Source organism: Sphingopyxis sp. MWB1, from assembly GCF_000763945.1.
Taxonomy (GTDB): domain Bacteria; phylum Pseudomonadota; class Alphaproteobacteria; order Sphingomonadales; family Sphingomonadaceae; genus Sphingopyxis.
This window is the reverse complement of the sequence record NZ_JQFJ01000002.1, coordinates 406,343-425,331: the sequence shown is the minus strand read 5'-3', so window position 1 is coordinate 425,331 and position 18,989 is coordinate 406,343. Positions and strand designations below refer to the sequence as shown.

The 18,989-nt window shown below is 62.4% G+C and carries 21 protein-coding genes; 9 read left to right on the top strand and 12 right to left on the bottom strand.

Annotated features, from left to right (window positions below):
- Positions 1-9: 9 nt before the first annotated feature.
- Together rsmD and JV18_RS0102825 are read right to left on the bottom strand one after the other, a co-directional pair.
- Complete coding sequence (gene rsmD, locus JV18_RS0102830) at positions 10-558, bottom strand: 16S rRNA (guanine(966)-N(2))-methyltransferase RsmD (protein WP_033073330.1); 549 nt, start codon at positions 556-558, stop codon at positions 10-12.
- Complete coding sequence (locus JV18_RS0102825; RefSeq protein WP_033073329.1) at positions 555-1,412, bottom strand: pseudouridine synthase; 858 nt, start codon at positions 1,410-1,412, stop codon at positions 555-557. The genes rsmD and JV18_RS0102825 overlap by 4 nt, the downstream gene beginning before the upstream one ends.
- A 156-nt stretch (positions 1,413-1,568) precedes the next feature.
- Here JV18_RS0102825 and JV18_RS0102820 point away from each other — a divergent pair, with 156 nt between their 5' ends.
- Both JV18_RS0102820 and JV18_RS0102815 read left to right on the top strand, forming a co-directional pair.
- Positions 1,569-2,006, top strand: coding sequence for a response regulator (locus JV18_RS0102820; protein WP_033073328.1), 438 nt, complete (start codon positions 1,569-1,571; stop codon positions 2,004-2,006).
- Positions 2,007-2,095: 89 nt separating this feature from the next.
- Positions 2,096-3,517: an AmpG family muropeptide MFS transporter gene (locus tag JV18_RS0102815; protein WP_052072029.1), complete on the top strand. Its 1,422-nt coding sequence runs from the start codon at positions 2,096-2,098 to the stop codon at positions 3,515-3,517.
- A 27-nt stretch (positions 3,518-3,544) separates the two neighbouring features.
- Here JV18_RS0102815 and JV18_RS0102810 read toward each other — a convergent pair whose 3' ends face one another.
- The 8 genes from JV18_RS0102810 to purB all read right to left on the bottom strand — a co-directional run bounded on the left by JV18_RS0102810 (position 3,545) and on the right by purB (position 11,208).
- Positions 3,545-4,858, bottom strand: a complete 1,314-nt coding sequence (locus tag JV18_RS0102810) for a bifunctional folylpolyglutamate synthase/dihydrofolate synthase (protein ID WP_033074869.1) — start codon at positions 4,856-4,858, stop codon at positions 3,545-3,547.
- A 137-nt stretch (positions 4,859-4,995) separates the two neighbouring features.
- Positions 4,996-5,847: an acetyl-CoA carboxylase, carboxyltransferase subunit beta gene (gene accD, locus JV18_RS0102805; RefSeq protein WP_033073327.1), complete on the bottom strand. Its 852-nt coding sequence runs from the start codon at positions 5,845-5,847 to the stop codon at positions 4,996-4,998.
- Positions 5,844-6,632: a tryptophan synthase subunit alpha gene (gene trpA, locus JV18_RS0102800; protein ID WP_033073326.1), complete on the bottom strand. Its 789-nt coding sequence runs from the start codon at positions 6,630-6,632 to the stop codon at positions 5,844-5,846. The genes accD and trpA overlap by 4 nt, the downstream gene beginning before the upstream one ends.
- 163 nt (positions 6,633-6,795) lie before the next feature.
- Positions 6,796-8,028, bottom strand: a complete 1,233-nt coding sequence (gene trpB / locus JV18_RS0102795) for a tryptophan synthase subunit beta (protein WP_033073325.1) — start codon at positions 8,026-8,028, stop codon at positions 6,796-6,798.
- Entirely contained in the window at positions 8,025-8,654 is a 630-nt protein-coding gene (locus tag JV18_RS0102790) for a phosphoribosylanthranilate isomerase (RefSeq protein ID WP_033073324.1), read from the bottom strand. The genes trpB and JV18_RS0102790 overlap by 4 nt, the downstream gene beginning before the upstream one ends.
- A gap of 94 nt (positions 8,655-8,748) precedes the next feature.
- Complete coding sequence (pyrF, locus tag JV18_RS0102785; protein ID WP_033073323.1) at positions 8,749-9,423, bottom strand: orotidine-5'-phosphate decarboxylase; 675 nt, start codon at positions 9,421-9,423, stop codon at positions 8,749-8,751.
- A gap of 10 nt (positions 9,424-9,433) precedes the next feature.
- Positions 9,434-9,814: a lipopolysaccharide assembly protein LapA domain-containing protein gene (locus JV18_RS0102780; RefSeq protein WP_033073322.1), complete on the bottom strand. Its 381-nt coding sequence runs from the start codon at positions 9,812-9,814 to the stop codon at positions 9,434-9,436.
- Between the two features lie 77 nt (positions 9,815-9,891).
- Positions 9,892-11,208 carry an adenylosuccinate lyase gene (purB, locus tag JV18_RS0102775; RefSeq protein WP_033073321.1) on the bottom strand — a complete coding sequence of 439 codons (1,317 nt, stop codon included), beginning with the start codon at positions 11,206-11,208 and terminating at the stop codon, positions 9,892-9,894.
- Between the two features lie 190 nt (positions 11,209-11,398).
- Between purB and JV18_RS0102770 the strand changes: the two genes are divergently transcribed.
- Positions 11,399-11,797 carry an EF-hand domain-containing protein gene (locus tag JV18_RS0102770; RefSeq protein ID WP_081944805.1) on the top strand — a complete coding sequence of 133 codons (399 nt, stop codon included), beginning with the start codon at positions 11,399-11,401 and terminating at the stop codon, positions 11,795-11,797.
- Between the two features lie 61 nt (positions 11,798-11,858).
- Here the strand turns inward: JV18_RS0102770 and rnk are convergent, their stop codons facing one another.
- Both rnk and radC read right to left on the bottom strand, forming a co-directional pair.
- Positions 11,859-12,275 (bottom strand): nucleoside diphosphate kinase regulator, encoded by a 417-nt coding sequence (rnk, locus tag JV18_RS0102765; protein ID WP_033073319.1) that lies wholly within the window; start codon positions 12,273-12,275, stop codon positions 11,859-11,861.
- Positions 12,276-12,561: 286 nt separating this feature from the next.
- Entirely contained in the window at positions 12,562-13,254 is a 693-nt protein-coding gene (radC, locus tag JV18_RS0102760; protein WP_033074868.1) for a RadC family protein, read from the bottom strand.
- A gap of 289 nt (positions 13,255-13,543) precedes the next feature.
- On the opposite strand from radC, the gene JV18_RS0102755 reads away from it, so the two are divergent.
- From JV18_RS0102755 to JV18_RS0102730, 6 genes are all read left to right on the top strand, one after another.
- Entirely contained in the window at positions 13,544-16,621 is a 3,078-nt protein-coding gene (locus tag JV18_RS0102755; RefSeq protein ID WP_235302821.1) for an intermembrane phospholipid transport protein YdbH family protein, read from the top strand.
- A 44-nt stretch (positions 16,622-16,665) separates the two neighbouring features.
- A complete protein-coding gene (locus tag JV18_RS0102750) occupies positions 16,666-16,830 on the top strand; it encodes a YnbE family lipoprotein (protein WP_235302819.1) in 165 nt (54 codons plus the stop codon).
- Between the two features lie 12 nt (positions 16,831-16,842).
- Complete coding sequence (locus tag JV18_RS0102745) at positions 16,843-17,238, top strand: YdbL family protein (protein WP_081944803.1); 396 nt, start codon at positions 16,843-16,845, stop codon at positions 17,236-17,238.
- A gap of 241 nt (positions 17,239-17,479) precedes the next feature.
- Positions 17,480-17,800, top strand: coding sequence for an AtpZ/AtpI family protein (locus JV18_RS0102740; protein WP_033073318.1), 321 nt, complete (start codon positions 17,480-17,482; stop codon positions 17,798-17,800).
- Positions 17,801-17,870: 70 nt separating this feature from the next.
- Positions 17,871-18,656 (top strand): F0F1 ATP synthase subunit A, encoded by a 786-nt coding sequence (locus JV18_RS0102735; protein ID WP_033074864.1) that lies wholly within the window; start codon positions 17,871-17,873, stop codon positions 18,654-18,656.
- A gap of 38 nt (positions 18,657-18,694) precedes the next feature.
- Positions 18,695-18,922: a F0F1 ATP synthase subunit C gene (locus tag JV18_RS0102730; RefSeq protein WP_003044110.1), complete on the top strand. Its 228-nt coding sequence runs from the start codon at positions 18,695-18,697 to the stop codon at positions 18,920-18,922.
- Positions 18,923-18,989: the final 67 nt, after the last annotated feature.

The window sequence follows — 18,989 nt, the reverse complement described above, 5'->3', positions numbered from 1 at the left end:
GGCTTGGCACTAAGACGCGAAAGACCGAAGCAGGCTCAGCTTCGCTTTCCCGACCCGGCGTTCGACCTCAATCTCATATCCGTTCACCGCCACCTTTTCCTTTTGTGCGGTTTCGATGGATATCCAGCTTTCCGGCCCGACCCAGCCCAGCCGCGACATTTTGTCGAGCGCCACACAGGCCGCTCCCGTGTCATAGGGCGGATCGAACAGGAGCAGATCAAAGGGGCGCGGCGCAGGTCCAAGCGCCAGCACCGATCCTGCGCGCACCTGCGCGCGCGAGCCCGCACCGAGCGCCGCGAGATTCGTGCGCAAGGCGTCCAGCGCCTCGCGATCCTGTTCGCCGAACAGGCAATGCGCGGCGCCGCGCGACAGCGCCTCGATCCCCAGCGCGCCCGAACCGGCGAAGAGATCGGCGACATAAAGGCCTTCGAAACTGCCAACTCGGCTCGCGAGCATCGAAAACAGCGTTTCGCGGGTGCGGTCTGCGGTAGGGCGGGTGGTGTCGCCCTGCGGCGCCACCAGCTTTCGTCCGCGCCATTCGCCGGCGATGACCCTCATTTCGCCATCCGCCGCCGAAACTGGAAGAGGGCATCGCGCGGCACGATTTCGACCGCGCCCATATCGAGGTCCTGCAGGTCAAACTCGCCATAGCGGGTACGGATCAAGCGACTGACCTGCAGTCCCAGATGCTCAAGCACCCGGCGAACCTCCCGATTCTTGCCTTCGGTCAGCGTCAATTCAATCCATTGATTGCGCCCCGTGCGGCGTTCGAGATTGGCGTCGATCTTGCCATAGCGAACCCTGTCAATCTCGACCCCTTCGACCAGATCCTCAAGCTGGCTCTGGCTTATGTCGCCAAAGGCGCGCGCCCGATAGGTCCGCTCGACCCCGCTGGCAGGAAGTTCGAGCTGGCGCTTGAATTCGCCATCATTGGTCAGCAGCAGCAGTCCCTCGGTATTATAATCGAGCCGCCCCACGGGCATCAGTCGCGGCAAATCCTTGGGCAGGACATCATAAATGGTCTTTCGCCCCTTGGGGTCGCGCGCGGCGGTCAGGCAGCCTGCAGGTTTGTGAAACCGATAAAGGCGTGTCGAAACGGGCTTGGCGACCGGCTGACCGTCGACTGTCAGGCCGTCAAGCGAAGACAGCAGCGGTGCTGGCTGCCGGACAATCTCGCCATGAAGCGCGATGCGTCCTTCCTCGATCATTCGCTCGACATCGCGGCGCGAGCCTATTCCGGCGCGGGCGAGCAGTTTGGGAATGCGCTGCGGCCCCTCATTTTCAATCGGGGGCGCAGCCTTGTCCTGTGACGGCCCGTCACCAGGCAGAGGGCGACGGGGACGCCGGCTGCCACGACCTTCGGTCGCTGCGATGCTGGATGGGCGAGAAGAGGGGGGACGGCGATTCGTCATCGGAACATTTCGGGCTTTCTTGTCGTTATTCGGGAATAATCTGTTGCGTTCGCGCAACGGTCATAGCCGGAAATAAGTCGCTTCGTCGATGGTGCGCGAAAGGCCTCTTGCACGGGGGCAAGCGGCACGCCATGTCGCCGAACAAAGGGAGACCTTATGCTCTTCGCGTCCCGCCCCTCCTGCATCAAGCGTCTTCTGGTGATCGAGGATGACCCGCTGGTTGCGTTCGATAATGAGCGGACGCTGAAACAGGCGGGCTATGAGGTTATTTCAACGGTCGATTCGGGGGAAACGGCGGTCGCCCTCATGGCGGGGGAGCCGATTGATGCGCTTGTGCTCGATCTCGGGCTGGCCGGAGATATGACCGGGCGGGAAGTCGCCCGTCTTGCCCGCGATCGCGGGATCGCCGTGCTTCTGGTAACCGGCCAATGTCCCGAGGACGCGAGCGACATCGCGCTCGCCTGCCTCAACAAGCCGCACAGCGCGGCGGCATTGATCAGTGCCTTGCGCGCCATCGAAACGATGATTTGCCAACAAAAAATGCCCCGAAAAATACAGGGGCTCCAGACATATTGGAGACCGGAGGCGGTTTGACCGGGGTCAGTTGCAAATTCGCGGCTTCCAATTTCAAACCAAATCTTTAGGCCTTTTCCTTCGCGATCGAGGATGGGAAGGGAATGCCGATGTCATTGGGGCTTGATACGCTGGTTCTGGTCGCGGTCATCGCGCTGGTCATCGGCCTTGCATTCGTCATCCCCAGCTTTGCGCCCTATCGCAAGCCTCGCCCCATTGTGGCCTTTCTGCTCGGGATATCGAGCGGCTTTCCGCTCACCTTGCTTCTTGGTACCATGACCTTCTGGCTGTCCAAGGTCGGCATCGAAAAATCCACCATCGGCTTCGCTATCGGCTTGACCACGCCCTATACGCTCAAATTTCTCTGGGCGCCGTTGGTGGACCGCCTTCCGCTTCCTTTTCTCACCCGCGCTTTCGGGCAGCGGCGCAGCTGGCTCTTCTTCATTCAGGTGCTGCTGGTCATTGCGATCTGGAATCTGGGCACCAGCAATCCCACCAACGACAATCTGGCGCCCTTTGCCTTCTGGGCCATCGCCGTCGCCTTTCTGTCGGCGACGCAGGATATTGTGATCGACGCCTATCGCATCGAAATATTGTCCGACGCCGAATTGCCGCACGGCACCGCGATGAACCAGTTCGGCTATCGCACCGGCAATCTGATTGCCGGGGTCGGCACAATCGCGCTGGCTTCACCCGAGGGGTTCAACCTGGGTTGGGCGGCGGCCTATGGCTTCACCGGCCTTGCCGTGCTCCCTGCCGTGATCGGCGCTCTTTTCGCCGGACCTGGGCGGTTCGATCCGACCCGCGCCAAGGCGCTGGAAAGCGGCTTCGCGGCGTGGCTCAAGGATACGGTCATCAATCCTTTCCGCGAATTTCTGGGACGCAATGGCGCCGTCCTGATCCTGCTCTTTGTCCTTGTCTACAAGGTCGGTGACGCGATGGGGCAGGGGATGCTCAATCCCATGATCGTCGAGCTTGGTTTCACTGACACCGAATTTGTCGCGATCAACAAGGGGGTGGGTTTTGTTGCGCTGATCGTCGGCTCGGCGTGCGGTGCGCCCTTTATCGCGTGGCTGGGAATGGGCCGCGCCTTGCTTATCTCCGGACTGCTGATGATGTTCAGCAATTTCCTGTTCGCGGTGCTCGCCGCCGTCGGCCACTCGCCGCTGATGCTCGCTATCGCCGTGGGAACGGAAAATTTCACCAGCGGCATCGGCCTCACCGTTTTCGTCACCTATTTGTCGGGCCTGTCGAGCCTTGCCTATACGGCGACGCAATTCGCGCTGCTTTCTTCTTTCGCGGCGGTGGGACGAACCTGGCTCGCGACGCCCGGCGGCTATCTGGCCGAGGGGCTCGGGTGGGTCGGCTTCTGGATCGTCACCGTCATCATCGCCATTCCCGGCATGTTGCTGCTCTGGATATTGTGGCGCAAAGGCTTCGTCGTCCAAAGCGTGCGGCAACCGAGCACCGAGGATGACGGGCATGAGCTGGTTCATCCCGAAGAAGGCAGGGCCAAGCCCACGAGCGGCTAGGGAAAACCCCTTATAGAAGGGGAAGGCTCAGTCGGGCACTTCCCCATTGGCCGCCAGCACAACGCCGGCGAGATAGAGCGACCCGGCGATCAGCACGATTTCCCGCGCCGGATCTACGGCAAGCGCAGCAAGGGCCTCTTCCACGCTACCCGCGTCGCGGGCGTCCGGGCCAAAGGTGGCGGCGCCATGATGGTCATGCCCCGGAACCGGAACGACCGTAATACTCGCCAGCCGTGATTGCAGCGGCGTGAGGATAGCGTCGGGATGCTTGTTGGCGAGCATTCCGCTGACGAGGTGAATGCGGCGCGCATCGTCAGCGAAATATCGGGCGATTTCCCGCCCCGCATCGGCATTATGCGCGCCGTCGAGCCATAGGTCAGTGTTCGCGGGCAGCAGGGCCGAGAGGGGACCGGGGGCCAGCTTTTGCAGGCGAGCGGGCCAGAAGGCATTGGCAATGCCGGAAGCCACTGCCTCGCTGTCCCGACGCGGCTCGGCCAGGTCCAGCATGGCGATGGCGAGCCCGGCGTTCCGCATCTGATGCATCCCCGCCATGGCCGGGCGAGGAAGCGAAGGCAGGCTGCGCGACCCGGATTTCCAGCAAAAGCCGCCGTCGTCGGGTTCAACCCACCAATGCCGCCCTTCGGCAAAGGGCGTGACGCCCGCCTGTGCTGCCCGCTCGGCAATGACCTCCATCACCGGCTCCGCATAGCCCAGCGTGGCGAGTGCGGCCCCGGGCTTGACGATCCCTGCCTTTTCCCATGCGATACGCTGCGCGGGATCGGTGGGCGTTCCGGCCTCGGGCGAGAGCAAAAAGGCCTCATGGTCGATCCCCAGCGAGGCAATGCCGCAGACGGCAGGCGCGGGGATGATGTTTGTCGCATCGAGCCGACCGCCAAGGCCCACCTCGATGATACAATCATCGGCGGGGATGCGGGAAAAGGCGAGCAGCGCGGCGGCGGTGGTGACTTCAAAGAAACTCGCCCGCAGATCGGCCGCGATGTCGAGCACTTCGGCTAGCAAGGCAGCAAGCATGGCATCGTCGATCAGCGCGCCCGCGAGGCGAATCCGCTCGTTAAACCGCACCAGATGCGGGCTGGTATAGCAATGAACACGGCGCCCCTCCGCTTCCAGCATGGCGCGCAGGAAAGTGCAGGTCGATCCCTTGCCATTGGTGCCGGCGACATGAAAGGTGCGCGGCAGATGCTCCTGCGGATTGCCCAGCCGCGCGCACAGCTCGGCTATTCGCTCCAGCCCCAATATGTCGCGCCCGGGCGACAGCGCCGCGAGGCGGTCGAGCTGGGCCTGAACGGCGGGATCGGACGAGTGGGCGTGATCGGGCATCGTCGAACCTTGATAGTGGCTGCCGTCGAGCCTCTCAGCTTTCGTCATGCCGGACTTGATCCGGCATCCATTGCCGCGCTTGTCTGCATGGACCCCGGATCAAGTCCGGGGTGACGATAAGAGATTGGCGTTGTGCCTTACGCCGCCTTTTCGGGCGCCATATAGCCGATCAACCGGCCCAGCGTTTCGGGCAGATCCTTGCGATGCACCACCATGTCGATCATGCCATGGTCGAGCAGATATTCGGCGCGCTGAAACCCTTCGGGCAGCTTTTCGCGAATCGTATTCTCGATCACCCGCTGGCCCGCAAAGCCGATCAGCGCATTGGGCTCGGCAATCTGCACATCGCCCAGCATGGCATAGCTGGCGGTGACCCCGCCCGTCGTCGGATCGGTCAGCAGCACGATATAGGGCAAGCCCGCCCGGCGCAGCCGCGCCAGCGCCACGGTCGCGCGCGGCATCTGCATCAGCGACAGCGTGCCTTCCTGCATACGCGCGCCGCCCGCGGCGGTGATGGCGATATAGGGGCAGCCGCGCTTGATCGCCTGCTCCACCCCGGCGACAAAGGCTTCGCCAACGGCGACGCCCATCGAGCCGCCCATGAAGGCGAAATCCTGCACGCCGATCACGGCGGGCTTGCCGTCGATCCGGCCAAAGGCGTTCTGATAGGCGTCGCGATCGCCGGTTTGCGTGCGCGCAGCCTTGATGCGATCGACATATTTTTTCGTGTCGCGAAACTTCAGCGGATCTTCGGGCGCCGCGGGCGCGGGCAGCAGGTCATGGATGCCGCCGTCGAAAAGCTGCGCGAAACGTTCCGTGGCGCCGACGCGGTCATGATGGTCGCAGCGCGGGCAGACATTCAGATTATCTTCCCATTCCTTGACGAAGACCATCTGCTGGCAGTTGCGGCATTTGTGCCAAAGATTGTCGGCAGTATCGCGCTTGGCCGTGAAGGACAAAGCGTTGCGAACGCGGTCGATCCAGCTCATCCCATTTTCTCCTTTGCGCCGTGAATAGCATCGGCGAGCGAGCGGGTGAAGTTTTCCAGATGGGGCGGGGCGCCTTCGCCATGTTCGGCGATGATATCGACGAGCGCCGAACCGACGATCACCCCATCGGCAACGCGGGCGATGGCGGCGGCCTGATCGGGGCTGCGAACGCCAAAGCCAACGGCGACGGGCAAATCGGTCGCGGCCTTGAGGCGCGTAACCGCTTCCTCGATACTCGCCTGGGCGGCCTGTTGCAGCCCGGTGATGCCTGCGACCGAAATATAATAGAGAAAGCCGCCTGCGCCGTTCAGCACATCGGGCAGCCGCGCGGCATCGGTGGTCGGCGTGGCCAGCCGGATCGGCGCAATGCCGGCCTCGCGCAGCGCGGGGCCCAGTTCGGGGTCTTCCTCCGCCGGAATATCGACGCAGATGACCCCGTCCACACCCGCCCTGGCGCATTCGGCGGCAAACCAGTCGGCGCCGCGCGCCGTCATGGGATTGGCGTAGCCCATCAGCACCAGCGGCACCTCCGGATGTCGTTCGCGAAAGCTGGCAACGATGGCGAAAATATCGGCTGTGCGCGTCCCTTTGGCGAGGCTGCGGAGATTGGCGGCCTGAATGGCGGGACCGTCCGCCATCGGGTCGGTAAAGGGCATGCCGATCTCGATGATATCGGCGCCGCCCGCCACGAGGGCGTCGAGATTGGCGCCGGTGTCGCCGTCGCCCCCGGTGATGAAGGTGATGAGCGCCGGGCCCCGGTCAAATGCGGCGGAAAAGCGGATCATGCAGCCTTCTCCGTGACAAATGCCAGTTGATTCACTCGCCTCGCCTTATTCTCCCGCTTCGTCATCGCGGACTTGATCCGGGATCCAGGGAACCAATGCTGCGTAAATGGATTCCGGATCAAGTCCGGAATGACGACAATGTTCATGCTGGTTCCAAGGGCCATCAAAGGGTCTCTCCCAGCGCTTCGGCAACGGTGAAGATATCCTTGTCGCCGCGCCCTGAACAATTGACGATGATGATCTTGTCCTTGCCCAGTGTCGGGGCAATGCGTTCGGCGGCGGCGATGGCATGGGCGCTTTCCAGCGCGGGAATAATGCCCTCCAGCCGGGTCAGCTTCTGGAAGCTGGCAAGCGCCTCTTCATCGGTCACAGGTTCATAGCGCGCGCGGCCGATATCATGGAGCCAGCTATGCTCCGGCCCGATGCCGGGATAGTCGAGCCCCGCCGAAATGCTGTGCGCCTCGGTGATCTGGCCGTCCTCATCCTGCAGCAGATAGGTCTTGTTGCCATGCAAGATACCGGGCTTCCCGCCCGCAAGGCTGGCGGCGTGCTTCTTGCCCAGCCCTTCGCCCGCTGCTTCGACGCCGACAAGTTCGACACCTTTGTCGTCGAGGAAGGGGTGGAACAGCCCGATCGCATTTGACCCGCCACCAACCGGTGCGATCAGCATATCGGGCAAGCGCCCCTCGGCCTCCAATATCTGCGCGCGCGCCTCTTCGCCGATCACCGACTGAAAATCGCGGACAAGCTGCGGATAGGGGTGCGGTCCCGCGACCGTGCCGATGATATAGAAGGTGTCGTGCACATTGGCGACCCAGTGCCGAAGCGCCTCGTTCATCGCATCTTTCAGCGTCTTGGCGCCCGACTCCACCTCGACCACCTCGGCGCCGAGCAGTTTCATGCGAAACACATTGGGCTGCTGCCGCGCGGCATCGACCGCGCCCATGAAAATGGTGCAGGGCAGGCCGAACAGCGCGGCCACCGTCGCGGTCGCCACGCCATGCTGGCCCGCGCCGGTTTCGGCGATGATCTTCTGCTTGCCCATCCGCTTCGCGAGCAGGATCTGGCCGATGCAATTGTTGATCTTGTGCGCGCCCGTATGATTGAGATCTTCGCGCTTCAGATAGATTTTGGCGCCAAAGCCTTTCTCGGCGTTCGCGCGCACCTCTTCGGTCAGCCGCTCGGCGAGCCACAGCGGGCTGGGCCGTCCGACATAATGGCGGAGCAGGCGTTCGAACTCGGCGCGAAATTCATTATCCTGCCGCGCCGTACGATATTCGCGCTCGAGGTCGAGGATCAGCGGCATCAGCGTTTCGGCGACATAACGTCCGCCAAAATCACCAAAATGGCCCCGCTCATCGGGGCCGCTGCGAAGGCTGTTGGGTATTTTGGTCATCGTCCCGCCGCTTTAAGGAAAGCCGCGATCATGTCCATATCCTTGACGCCCGGCGCGCTTTCCACGCCCGATGAAACATCGACGAGCGGCGCCCCGGTCTCGGCCACTGCCTGACCCACATTGTCAATGGTCAGCCCGCCCGCGATGCCCCAATCCATGACGTGGCTGTGTCCCGCCAGCAGCGACCAGTCAAAGCGTGTGCCATTGCCGCCCGGCAGCGCCTGTGCGGGCGCGTCGAACAGGATGCGGTCGGCAATCCCCTGATATTTCTTCATTCGTTCCAGCGTACCGGCATCTTTCAACCCCACGGCTTTCCACACTTCAGCGGGGACAAGTTGCTTCACCGCGGCCAGCCATTCGGGCGTTTCGGCGCCATGAAACTGGATGACATCCGGGCGCACAAGGTTGAGCGCTTGTCCGGTCAGATGCTGCGACGCATTGACCAGAAGCAGCGCGACCTTGATCCGTCCGCGCGCATGTTCGCGCAGTGCCGCGGCTTTTTTTAGGTCGACATGGCGCTTGCTCGGCTCGAAATGGACAAGGCCGATATGGGTCGCGCCGCAGGTGACGGCAGCATCAATGGCCTCGGGGGTGGTGATACCGCAGATTTTTACGAGGGGGGACATGAACGAGCCTTTTTTGCAATGGGCTGGAAGTTGCACGGGGCCAAGACCGCGCCGTCTGACGGGGAATGAGGGACGGGAAAGCGAAGCGTTCGGGTTAAAGCGTCGCTTCGATTGCCCGCGCGGCCTGGTCGGGATCGGCCGACTGGCTGATCGGGCGGCCGATCACGATCACCGAGGCGCCATCATCCCGCGCCTGTGCAGGCGTGACAATGCGCTTCTGGTCCCCGGCCTTTCCATCCGCCGGACGCACGCCGGGCACAACGAAAAAGCCGTCCGGCCATGCTGCATGGGCAGCTTTCACTTCCTTGCCTGAACAGACGATGCCATCCAGCCCCGACGTGCGGGCGAGCGCGGCGAGCCGCATCACCTGCTCATGCGGGCTGTCCCCGACACCGATATCGGCGAGGTCAGGGGCATCAAGGCTCGTCAGCATGGTGACGCCGACGACCTTGGTATTCGCCCCGGCGGCAGCTTTCGCTTCCTCCATCATCGCGCGCCCACCCCCGGCGTGGACGGTCAATATCGCTGGTTCCAGCGGGCGCAGTGCCTGAATGGCTTTGGCCACCGTATTGGGAATATCGTGCAATTTCAGGTCGAGGAAAATGGGTAGGCCCAGCTTCGCCATTTCATGCACGCCATGATGGCCATTGGCGCAGAAAAATTCGAGCCCCAGTTTCAGCCCGCCGACATGATGGCGAACCTTCTGCGCCAGCGTATGCGCCGCATCAAGGTGCGGGGTGTCGATGGCAAGATAAAGCGGCGAAGTCATGCGAGGTCCATCATCGGTTGCCGAGCGGCGGCGGGTTGTCGAGCGGGGAAGGGGGAATGTCATTGACCGGGGCCGGATCGGCAACAGTCGCCGGCGCGGGCGCCGCTGTCACCGGTGCGGGCTCGACTGGGCGATTGGCCATGGCGCGCAGATCGGCAAGCTGCTTCTCGCTATGGTCCAGCCGCCGTTTCAGCGACCAACGCGAAGTGCGCAGCGCAATCCACATCGGCAGGCTGCCCACCAGAAAGGATCCCAGAATGACGACCGGCAATTTGGTGTCGAGCACGTAATCGGGCCAGACCGTCACCGTCACGGGGGTCCAGTTCGCCATGGCGAACACCACCAGAATGACGGTCAGCAAGACCCAGATAATCGTTCTTACCATGCCCATATATTTGCTCCCGCCAGTTCCGCCCATTTCTAGGGTCGTGACCCTAGGCAAGATTGCTGTGGCTTTCCACCCCGTCGCTACGCCGCGCCGAATACGCGGGCGAAGATGGTATCGACATGTTTCATATGATAGCCGAGATCGAACAACTCGGTAAGCTGTTCGTTCGACAGCCGCGCCGTGACATCGGGATCGGCCTTGAGCAGATCGAGCAGCGAAAGCTGCCCATCGCTGTCCCATACCTTCATCGCATTGCGCTGGACGAGGCGATAGCTGTCCTCGCGGCTCGCTCCCGCCTGCGTCAGTGCAAGCAGGACGCGCTGCGAATGGACCAGTCCGCCCATGCGGTCGAGATTCTTCTGCATCCGCTCGGGATAGACGACCAGCTTGTCGACGACGCCCGTCAGGCGGCCCAGCGCGAAATCCAGCGTGATCGTTGCATCGGGCCCGATAAAGCGCTCGACCGAGGAATGGCTGATGTCCCGCTCGTGCCACAGCGCGACATTCTCCAGCGCCGGAACCACGGCGCTGCGCACCATGCGCGCAAGGCCGGTGAGGTTCTCGGTCAACACGGGGTTGCGCTTGTGCGGCATCGCCGAGCTGCCCTTTTGCCCCGGCGAGAAATATTCCTCGGCCTCCAGCACTTCGGTGCGCTGCAAATGGCGCACTTCGGTCGCCAGCCGTTCGATCGACCCGGCGACAACGCCCAGCGTCGCAAAGAACATGGCATGGCGGTCGCGCGGGATGACCTGTGTCGACACCGGCTCGATGGAGAGCCCCAGCTTTTCGGCGACATAGGCTTCGACGCGCGGGTCGATATTGGCAAAGGTGCCGACCGCGCCCGAAATGGCGCAAGTGGCGACTTCGGCGCGCGCGGCCACAAGCCGCTCCTTGCACCGGGCAAATTCGGCATAAGCCTGCGCCAGTTTCAGGCCAAAGGTCACCGGCTCCGCATGAATCCCATGGCTGCGCCCGATGGTCGGGGTCAGCTTGTGCTCGCGCGCGCGGCGCTCGATCGTCGCCAGCAGCACGTCGAGATCGGCGAGCAATATGTCCGCCGCCTGGCTGAGCTGCACCGCAAGACAGGTGTCGAGCACGTCGCTCGACGTCATGCCTTGGTGCATGAAGCGCGCTTCCTCGCCGACATTTTCGGCAACCCACGTCAGAAAGGCGATCACATCATGTTTGGTGACCGCTTCAATCGCATCTATTGCCGCGACATCGATCGTGGGGTTGGTCGCCCACCAGTCCCACAGTGCCTTCGCCGCCGATTTCGGCACCGTCCCCAGCTCCGCCAGCGCTTCGGTGGCATGGGCTTCGATTTCAAACCAGATGCGGAAGCGGTTTTCCGCCGACCAGATCGCAGTCATCTCCGGCCGGGCGTAACGGGGGACCATAGTAATTCCTTTCGTCAGGCGACTTGTCGCGCTTTTCCTGCAGATGCGGGTTCCGCTGCCCCCTAGCAGCGCCAGGCCGCTTCGCCAATCGGCGGTTTGCGGCAACTTCGTGCCGGTGAAGCGGATTGATCCCATGCCCCTTCAATAAAAGGCCGCGATTCCGAAAATCGCCGCCGCTAGGAGAATGAAAATGTTGAAACAATGGCTTTTGGTCGGCGCCGCTGCCTTCAGTGTTCCTGCCGTTGCGCAGGACTTGAGCGAAGTCCCCCCCGCCACAGAGGCTCCGGCCACGGAAGTGCCGGAAACAGTGCCTGAAGCGACTTCGCCGCAGGCCCCGACTTCCGACCAGATCGCAGCCGTCGTGGAAAGCGAGTTTGCGACCTATGACAGCGACGCTGACGGCCAGTTGAGCGACAGCGAATTTGCTGCATGGATGAAGAAGCTGCGCGTGGCGAGCGATCCGAACATGGATCCGGAATCGCAGGCCGTGCGTGATTGGGCAAGCCAGGCCTTTGCTGCCGCCGATGCAGACCAGTCCGCAAGCGTCAGCAAGGATGAACTGACCGCTTTCCTGTCACGCGGCGCGTAAGCATCGCCTCGTGACGCTCCAGCAGCCGCCGGATTTCCGGCGGCTGCTCCATATTGGCAATTCAACTCTCCGCGCGCGCCGCCTGTGCCACCTCGACGATGGTGAGGTTGCGCTTATGTCCGTCGCGGTCGGGCCAGGGAATGGAATGCCCCTTACGAAGTCCGATCAATCCGGCGCCGATGGGCGTCAGAATGGATATGCGGCCATTCGCGATATCGGCTTCACGCGGATAGACGAGTTGCACGGTCCGCGTCGCGCCACTGGCTTCGTCGATAAAGGTGACGGTGGAGCCCATGGCCACCACATCGTCGGGAAATTTATCGACGGTATGAATGATGGCACGGTCGATTTCGCCGAGCAAAAGCTCGCTCACCTGCGGCAGCCGGTCTTCATGGCCAAGCGCCAGGCTGGTCAGCGCATCAGCTTCGGTGTCAATCATGTGGATACGCGGCCGCCGGGCCGCCAAGCGCGTGGTCATATTACTGCTTTCCAAAGAATAAGAGCCCGACGCGCGCGGGGCGTCTCGGCAAATCATATAAATTTAAAAGGGCACCCCCGGCTTCGAGCGTGGGAGCGCCGAACCCGGGGCTAAAGGCCCACGAGGAGTTGCCCCCCGGAGAGGCAAAAACGGTAAAGGCTGCGCCGAGTCTTCATTGGCCTATGATGTCCCTGCCGTGACGCCCTGTCAAATGAACAAGAGGAGCAGGGAATATGGGGATTGCGTCCACACGTACAAGCGCTCCCTGCCTTCCGCTTTCGCGGATTCACAAGAGGCCCATGGCCCGCATGCTACGATAATCGCTTCCCCCGATGATGATATGATCATGGACGGCGATCCCCAGTTTCGCGGCGGCGTCGGCGATATCACGGGTTATGGCAATATCCTGCCGGCTGGGCTCGGGGCTGCCGCTGGGGTGATTATGCACCAGAATCATGGCCGATGCTCCCAGCTCCAGCGCACGTTTGATCACTTCGCGCGTATAGATGGCCGATTGGTCGATCGACCCCTCGCTGACCAGTTCGTCGCGAATCAGCATGTTGCGCGTATTGAGATAGAGAACACGCACCCGTTCGATATCGATGGGCCCCATATCGGCACGCAGCCAATCAAGCAGCGCGTCCCAGCTCGACAGAATCGGTTTGTCGCGAAACTCGCCTTTCAGCATGAACAGGCTGGACGCCTGAACGATCTTGAGCGCGGCAATGGCGCCGTCACCCAGCCCCTCGACCCGGCGCAGCGATTCCGGATCGGCGCTGATCAGCTGCGCAAGCGAGCCGAACTCGCGCAGCAAAGCCTTGGCAAGCGGCTTGGTGTCCCGGCGCGGAATGGCAAGGGTAAGGAGATATTCGACTAGCTCATAATCGGCCAGACTTTGCGGCTCGGCCAAAAGGCGGGCGCGAAGCCGGGCGCGGTGGCCCGCATGATCGGCGCCAGGGGCGGGCCCTCGTGCGGGCATATCGGCGGGCATATCGGCCATGCCACCGCCAATAACCGCCTTGCCGGTGGCACTCAACAATCATAGAGGTCACTGGCTATGCCGACCCCCATTGCCTTGCCCCCAAAGGCGCGTTGCTATCTGTTGCCGACAATGAGGAGGAGGGAGGCAGGCGCGCCGCTGACTCCCGGCGCCCGGCATGTTCCTGGCGCCCCCCATGACTGATCTCCCCCCGGAGCCTGATGCACCCCCTCCCATCCGCCGGGGCGGTCGGCGTATTCGTCGGCGTTGGATCGCAGGCGCCGGTATCTTGGCGATTGGCGCTGGCCTATGGGCCGGACGCGCGCCCATTGCCGGGCATTTTGTCGAGGAGGCGCTGAAAGCGCGCGGGGTTCCCGCCCGCTACACGATCCAGAAGATCGGCCTTCGCACCCAGCGCTTGTCCGATGTAGTGATCGGGGACCCCAGACGACCCGATCTCGTCGCGAAAACGGTCGAAGTGACTCTCGATTATAGCTTCAGCGGCCCCTATGTCGCCGCTCTTAGCGCCGATGGGGTGCGGCTCTACGGAAAATTTGTCGATGGCCAGCTTTCGCTGGGCGCGCTCGACAAGTTTCGCGACCCTGAGAACCGCGATCCATTTTCGCTCCCCGATCTGCGCGTTACGCTCAAAGATGCCCGCGCGCGCTTCACCACGCCGTGGGGCCCCGTTGCAGCCGTCTTGAACGGACACGGCAATCTTCGCCGGGATTTTACCGGCAAGCTGGCCCTGCTCGCACCCCATATGGCCGCCGGCAATTGCCAAGCCCAGAATCTCAGCTTTTATGGGGCGCTGACGGTGCGCAATGTGCGGCCGCATCTCGTGGGACCGCTGCGCGGCACTCATGTCGACTGCGGGGGGAATATACGGGCCGTTGCGCCGCAACTGGCGCTCGACCTTGGCTTGTCCGAGGATTTGACCCGCTGGGACGGCAAAGCAAGCGCGCGGGTTGAGCGGCTGGCCGCCGGAGATATGACAGCTGAAAATTTGGGTTTCTTCGCTAGCTTTGAAGGCAGTGCGGAGAAAAGCGATGTCAGCATCGACGCCCATATGGCCCGACTTCGCGGCGCGGACTTCACCGCCGAAACGGTGGCTATGGTCGCCAAAGGCGCCGTGGGGAGCAAGCTCCCTCAGCTCACCGGGCGCCTTTCCTTCGCCAAGGCGCGCGCAAGCGAGGGGTGGCGCGCCGCGGTCATCGACGGCGCCAAGGCCGCGTCGGGAACGCCTCTGGCTCCCTTGGCTTCGCGCGCATCCCAGGCTTTGGCAAGGATGATATCCGACGCAAGTGGCAGCGCTGAATTCGCCTTGGCGGGGGAGGGGCCGACGACGCGCCTCGAACTGCGCGCGCCGCAGTTGACCAGCACCAGTGGAGCCTATTTTCGCGGAAGCGATAAGAGCAATATTCGCTATTTTCTCGGTGCGTCCCGCCCGGCGGTCGTCGCCTCGGGCCTATGGCGCTTTGGCGGCGGGGAGCTTCCGTCTGGCACCGTCGCGCTCGATCGGCGCGCCGATGGCCGGCTCGATGGCCGCGCCATTTTTGCGCCCTATAGCGCGCCCGGTGCGCAACTGGCGCTCGCCCCTGTCGATTTTTCGGGGGACGGCAGTGGCCACATGCGCTTTGCCACCCGCCTGCGCCTTTCCGGGCCGCTCGCCGACGGCCGGGTGGAGGATTTGGCAATGCCGCTTTCGGGCAAGGTTGCGCTCACCGGGGAACTGGCGCTCGATGGCGGGTGCCACAATATCCGCGCCGAACAGATAAAAGCGTCGGGTTTCACCCTTGCGCGACCGGCACTCGCGCTTTGCAGCGCGGTTGGCGCAGCTTTGCTTCGCACGGGTCCGCGCGGGTTGGAAGGGCGCATCCACATTCCCGCGCTCGCGCTGCACGGAACCAGCGGCGCCTCGCCGCTCCATATTACGGCCGGCCGCGCCAGCGTCGATCTCGCCGCTATGCGCTGGACGCTTGCCGACCCCGACATCCGCATGGGAACCGATGAAGCCCAGACGTATTTTGCGGCCGCGCAGATCGACGGAGGCGCAGGCGCAAGGGGAATGTCCGGCCACTTACGCGGCGGGCACGGCAAAATCGGCGCCGTTCCTCTCGATATGAGCGAGATTGATGCTGAATGGAACTGGAGCGCGGGGGCGCTTACCCTGAATGGTGCCTTGCGACTAACCGATGCGGAACCCGACCGGCGCTTCTTCCCGCTGGTGGCCAAGGCGGCTCAATTGCGATTCGCCAATGGCACCATCACCGCAGAGGCGGCTTTTGACGAGCAGGGCAGCGGACGGCGCATCGTTGATACCGTCATCCATCACAACCTGGCGTCCGGGGCGGGGAGCGCGGACCTCAAGGTCAAGGAAATCCGCTTTGACGAAGGATTTCAACCCGACCAGCTCACCAGTCTCGCGCTCGGCGTAGTCGCCAATGTCGATGGTTCGGTGGTCGGGGACGGCAAAATTCTGTGGGGCGACGCGGGCGTTACCAGCGAGGGGACCTTCGCAACTGCCAATATGAATTTGGCGGCGGCTTTTGGTCCCGTGACGGGCCTGACGACAACGCTTCATTTTGAGGATCTGCTTGGCCTGCGCTCCGCTCCGGGGCAGCGGGCTTCATTGAACGATGTCAATCCGGGAATCCCCGTCCGCGAAGGGATCATCGAATATCGACTGCTCGGTGACAACCGCATTCGTGTCGAAGGGGGGAGCTGGCCCTTTGCCGGGGGGGAGTTGCTGCTGCATCCTGCCACCCTTGATTTCAATGCCGACAAGCCCCGCCGCCTGTCTTTCGATCTGGTGGGCGTCGATGCGGCGGTATTCCTTCAGCAATTTGGCTTCGACAACATCAACGCCACAGGGAAATTCGACGGGACCTTGCCCGTGGAATTTGACGGTCTCGGCGGGCGGATTGTCGATGGCCGGATCGATTCGCGCTTTGGCGGCGGCGGTATCGCCTATGTTGGGGAACTGTCGAACCGCAACCTGGGCGTCATCGCCAATTTCGCTTTCGGCGCCCTGCGCTCGCTCAAATATGATGATCTGTCGATTGTGATGAACGGCGATCTCGATGGCGAAATGATCACGGATATCCGATTCGGCGGCGTGGGGCAGGGGGAGGGGGCGGACCGCAATTTCCTGACCAAACAGATCGCCAGGCTGCCGCTCGCCTTCAACGTAATGATCAAGGCGCCCTTCCGCCAGCTTGTGACCTCGGCCAAGGGCTTCTACGACCCGTCGATAATGATCGAACAAAATCTCCCGGCCCTGCTGCGCATCCAGCAGGAAAGGGAGGCTGGGCTAAATGGGGCGTCTGCGCCCGTTCAGCCCCCAGCAAGCGAACCTGTGCAATGAAGATGAAGCATGAAATGAAATATAGGCAGAGGACTGGCCCGGCCTTGGCCGCGCTCTTGTCGGCACTGTCGCTCGGCGCTTGTGTTCAGATTGACACGCCGGACAAGCCGATTGAAATTAACCTTAACATCAACATTCGCCACGAAATCGTGCACAGGCTGGATGGTGACGCCAAAAAGTTGATTGAAGAAAATAGTGGGATTTTTTGACGGGGTATGACCATGACGAACAGGAAGCAATGGATGCCGATGGGATGGGCGATGGCCGCCTTGTTGGCCACGACGATCATCACCGTTCCCTCCGCAATGGCGCAGCGCGATCCAGCTTATGAAGCCGCGCGGGCTGCGGGGCAAATCGGCGAACAGTCCGATGGCTATCTGGGCTTCGCGAGCACCCCGACCGCCGAAGTGCGCGCGTTGGTCCAGGATTTGAACATCAAGCGCAAGGCAGCTTATACCAAGGGCGCGCCCCAGGGCAGCACCGTGGAGCAATTTGCTTTTGTGACGGGCTGCAACCTCATCGCCAAAACGCGACCCGGAGAGAAATACAGAGATCCCGATGGCAACTGGCGGACGCGCGATGCCAGCCCGCCGGTCCGCGATCCCCGCTGCCCATGAAGCCATGGCCGGGGACTCCGGGCTGGCAAATCGCTGTTTCTTTCATGCCGCTGCACCCCGCTAGGTGCGGCGGCATTTTTATGGGCAGCGCATGTTGATTTCCCCCCGGCGTTCCACGGGCATTGACTTAATGGGACGGCATTCCTAAACGGACCGCGCCTTAGGGGTCCCCCGAATTTTCGGGCCTTTTTTCGCAGGCGGAATCGGGGCATTCCCGTCCGTTTCAGGAGGATGGCGCAAGATGACGGGGAATGGTCGCGATCCGGAATCAACTTCGGAGGATTCGCGCCTGGCGTCGCTGCAAAAGCGATTGGGCCAGGTCGAAGCCGCAGAGGTGAAACGGAATGCGGTAAAGGCAGGGCCTGAATCCGATGCCAATTACAGGCTCGGAAACCGGGTCCTGGCGGAACTGTTGGGTGGCTTGATTGGCGGAGCCTTGTTTGGCTGGCTGATCGACCGTTTCGCAGGAACGTCGCCCTGGGGGTTTTTGGGGATGTTGTTCGTGGGGGTCGTTGTGGCGTTCCGGAACATCATTCGCCTCTCTTCGACGCCGCGCAAATAGTTCGGCGTAAGGTTTCTTCGGCGGGGGCGGCGCTTAAGGCCGATCCGCAATGCGCGTGGAGTGAATGATAGTGGCGGCGGAATCCGGCAAGATCGACCCGATGCACCAGTTTGAAGTCACCCCCATGGGTGGCGGTTTCGAGCTGGGCGGGCAGGAGATTCTGTTTACCAACAGCGCGCTGTGGATGGTGGTTGCGGCGATTGCCCTGGGCCTGTTCATGTGGGGCGGGATGCGCCGTCAGCTCGTGCCCGGTCGCTGGCAGGCCGCGGTCGAAGGTTTCACCGGCTTTATCTCCAGCATGATGACGCAGAATATCGGCAGCGAAGGGCGCAAATATACGCCCTATGTCTTTTCGCTCTTCATGTTCATCCTCTTCTGCAACCTGCTTGGCATGTTGCCGCTGGGTGTTCTCGGCCTGCATCCTTTCACCGTGACCAGCCATATTGCGATCACTGGTGTGCTCGCCCTGATCAGCTTTGCGATCGTCCTGGTCGTGGGTTTCTGGCGCCACGGGCTGCACTTTTTCTCGCTTTTCGTTCCGCAAGGCACACCGCTGCCGATGATCCCGATCATCGCGCCGATCGAATTCGTGTCCTTCATGGTCCGCCCGTTCAGCCTTGGCCTGCGTCTGTTCGTCGCGATGACCGCTGGTCACGTGCTGCTGAAGGTTCTGTCGGGTTTCGTGATCAACGGCTTCAATGCCGAAACGCTGTGGCTCGGCTCGATCGTATCGGTGCTCAGCTTCATTCTGATGATCGGCATCAGCGCGCTTGAGCTGCTCGTGGCCGGTATTCAGGCCTATGTTTTCGCCCTGTTGACCTCGCTCTACATCAACGACGCGGTCAATCTTCACTAAGACGTTAAAAGCAAACATTTATCCCAAGGAGTATTATAATGGACGCAGAAGCAGCAAAGCTGATCGGTGCTGGTCTCGCCGCTATCGGTGCCGGCATGGCCGCCATCGGCGTGGGCAATGTTTTCGGCAGCTTCCTTGAAAGCGCGCTCCGCAACCCTGCGGCGGCTGACGGCCAGCAGGGCCGCCTGTTCATCGGCTTCGCCGCTGCCGAGCTTCTCGGCCTGCTGGCGTTCGTCGTTGCGATGATCCTGCTCTTCGTCGTCTGATCGACGATGAATTTGGGGCCGGCCCTTTAGGGTCGGCTTCCCTTGCGGATTTCATAAGTTTAAGGCT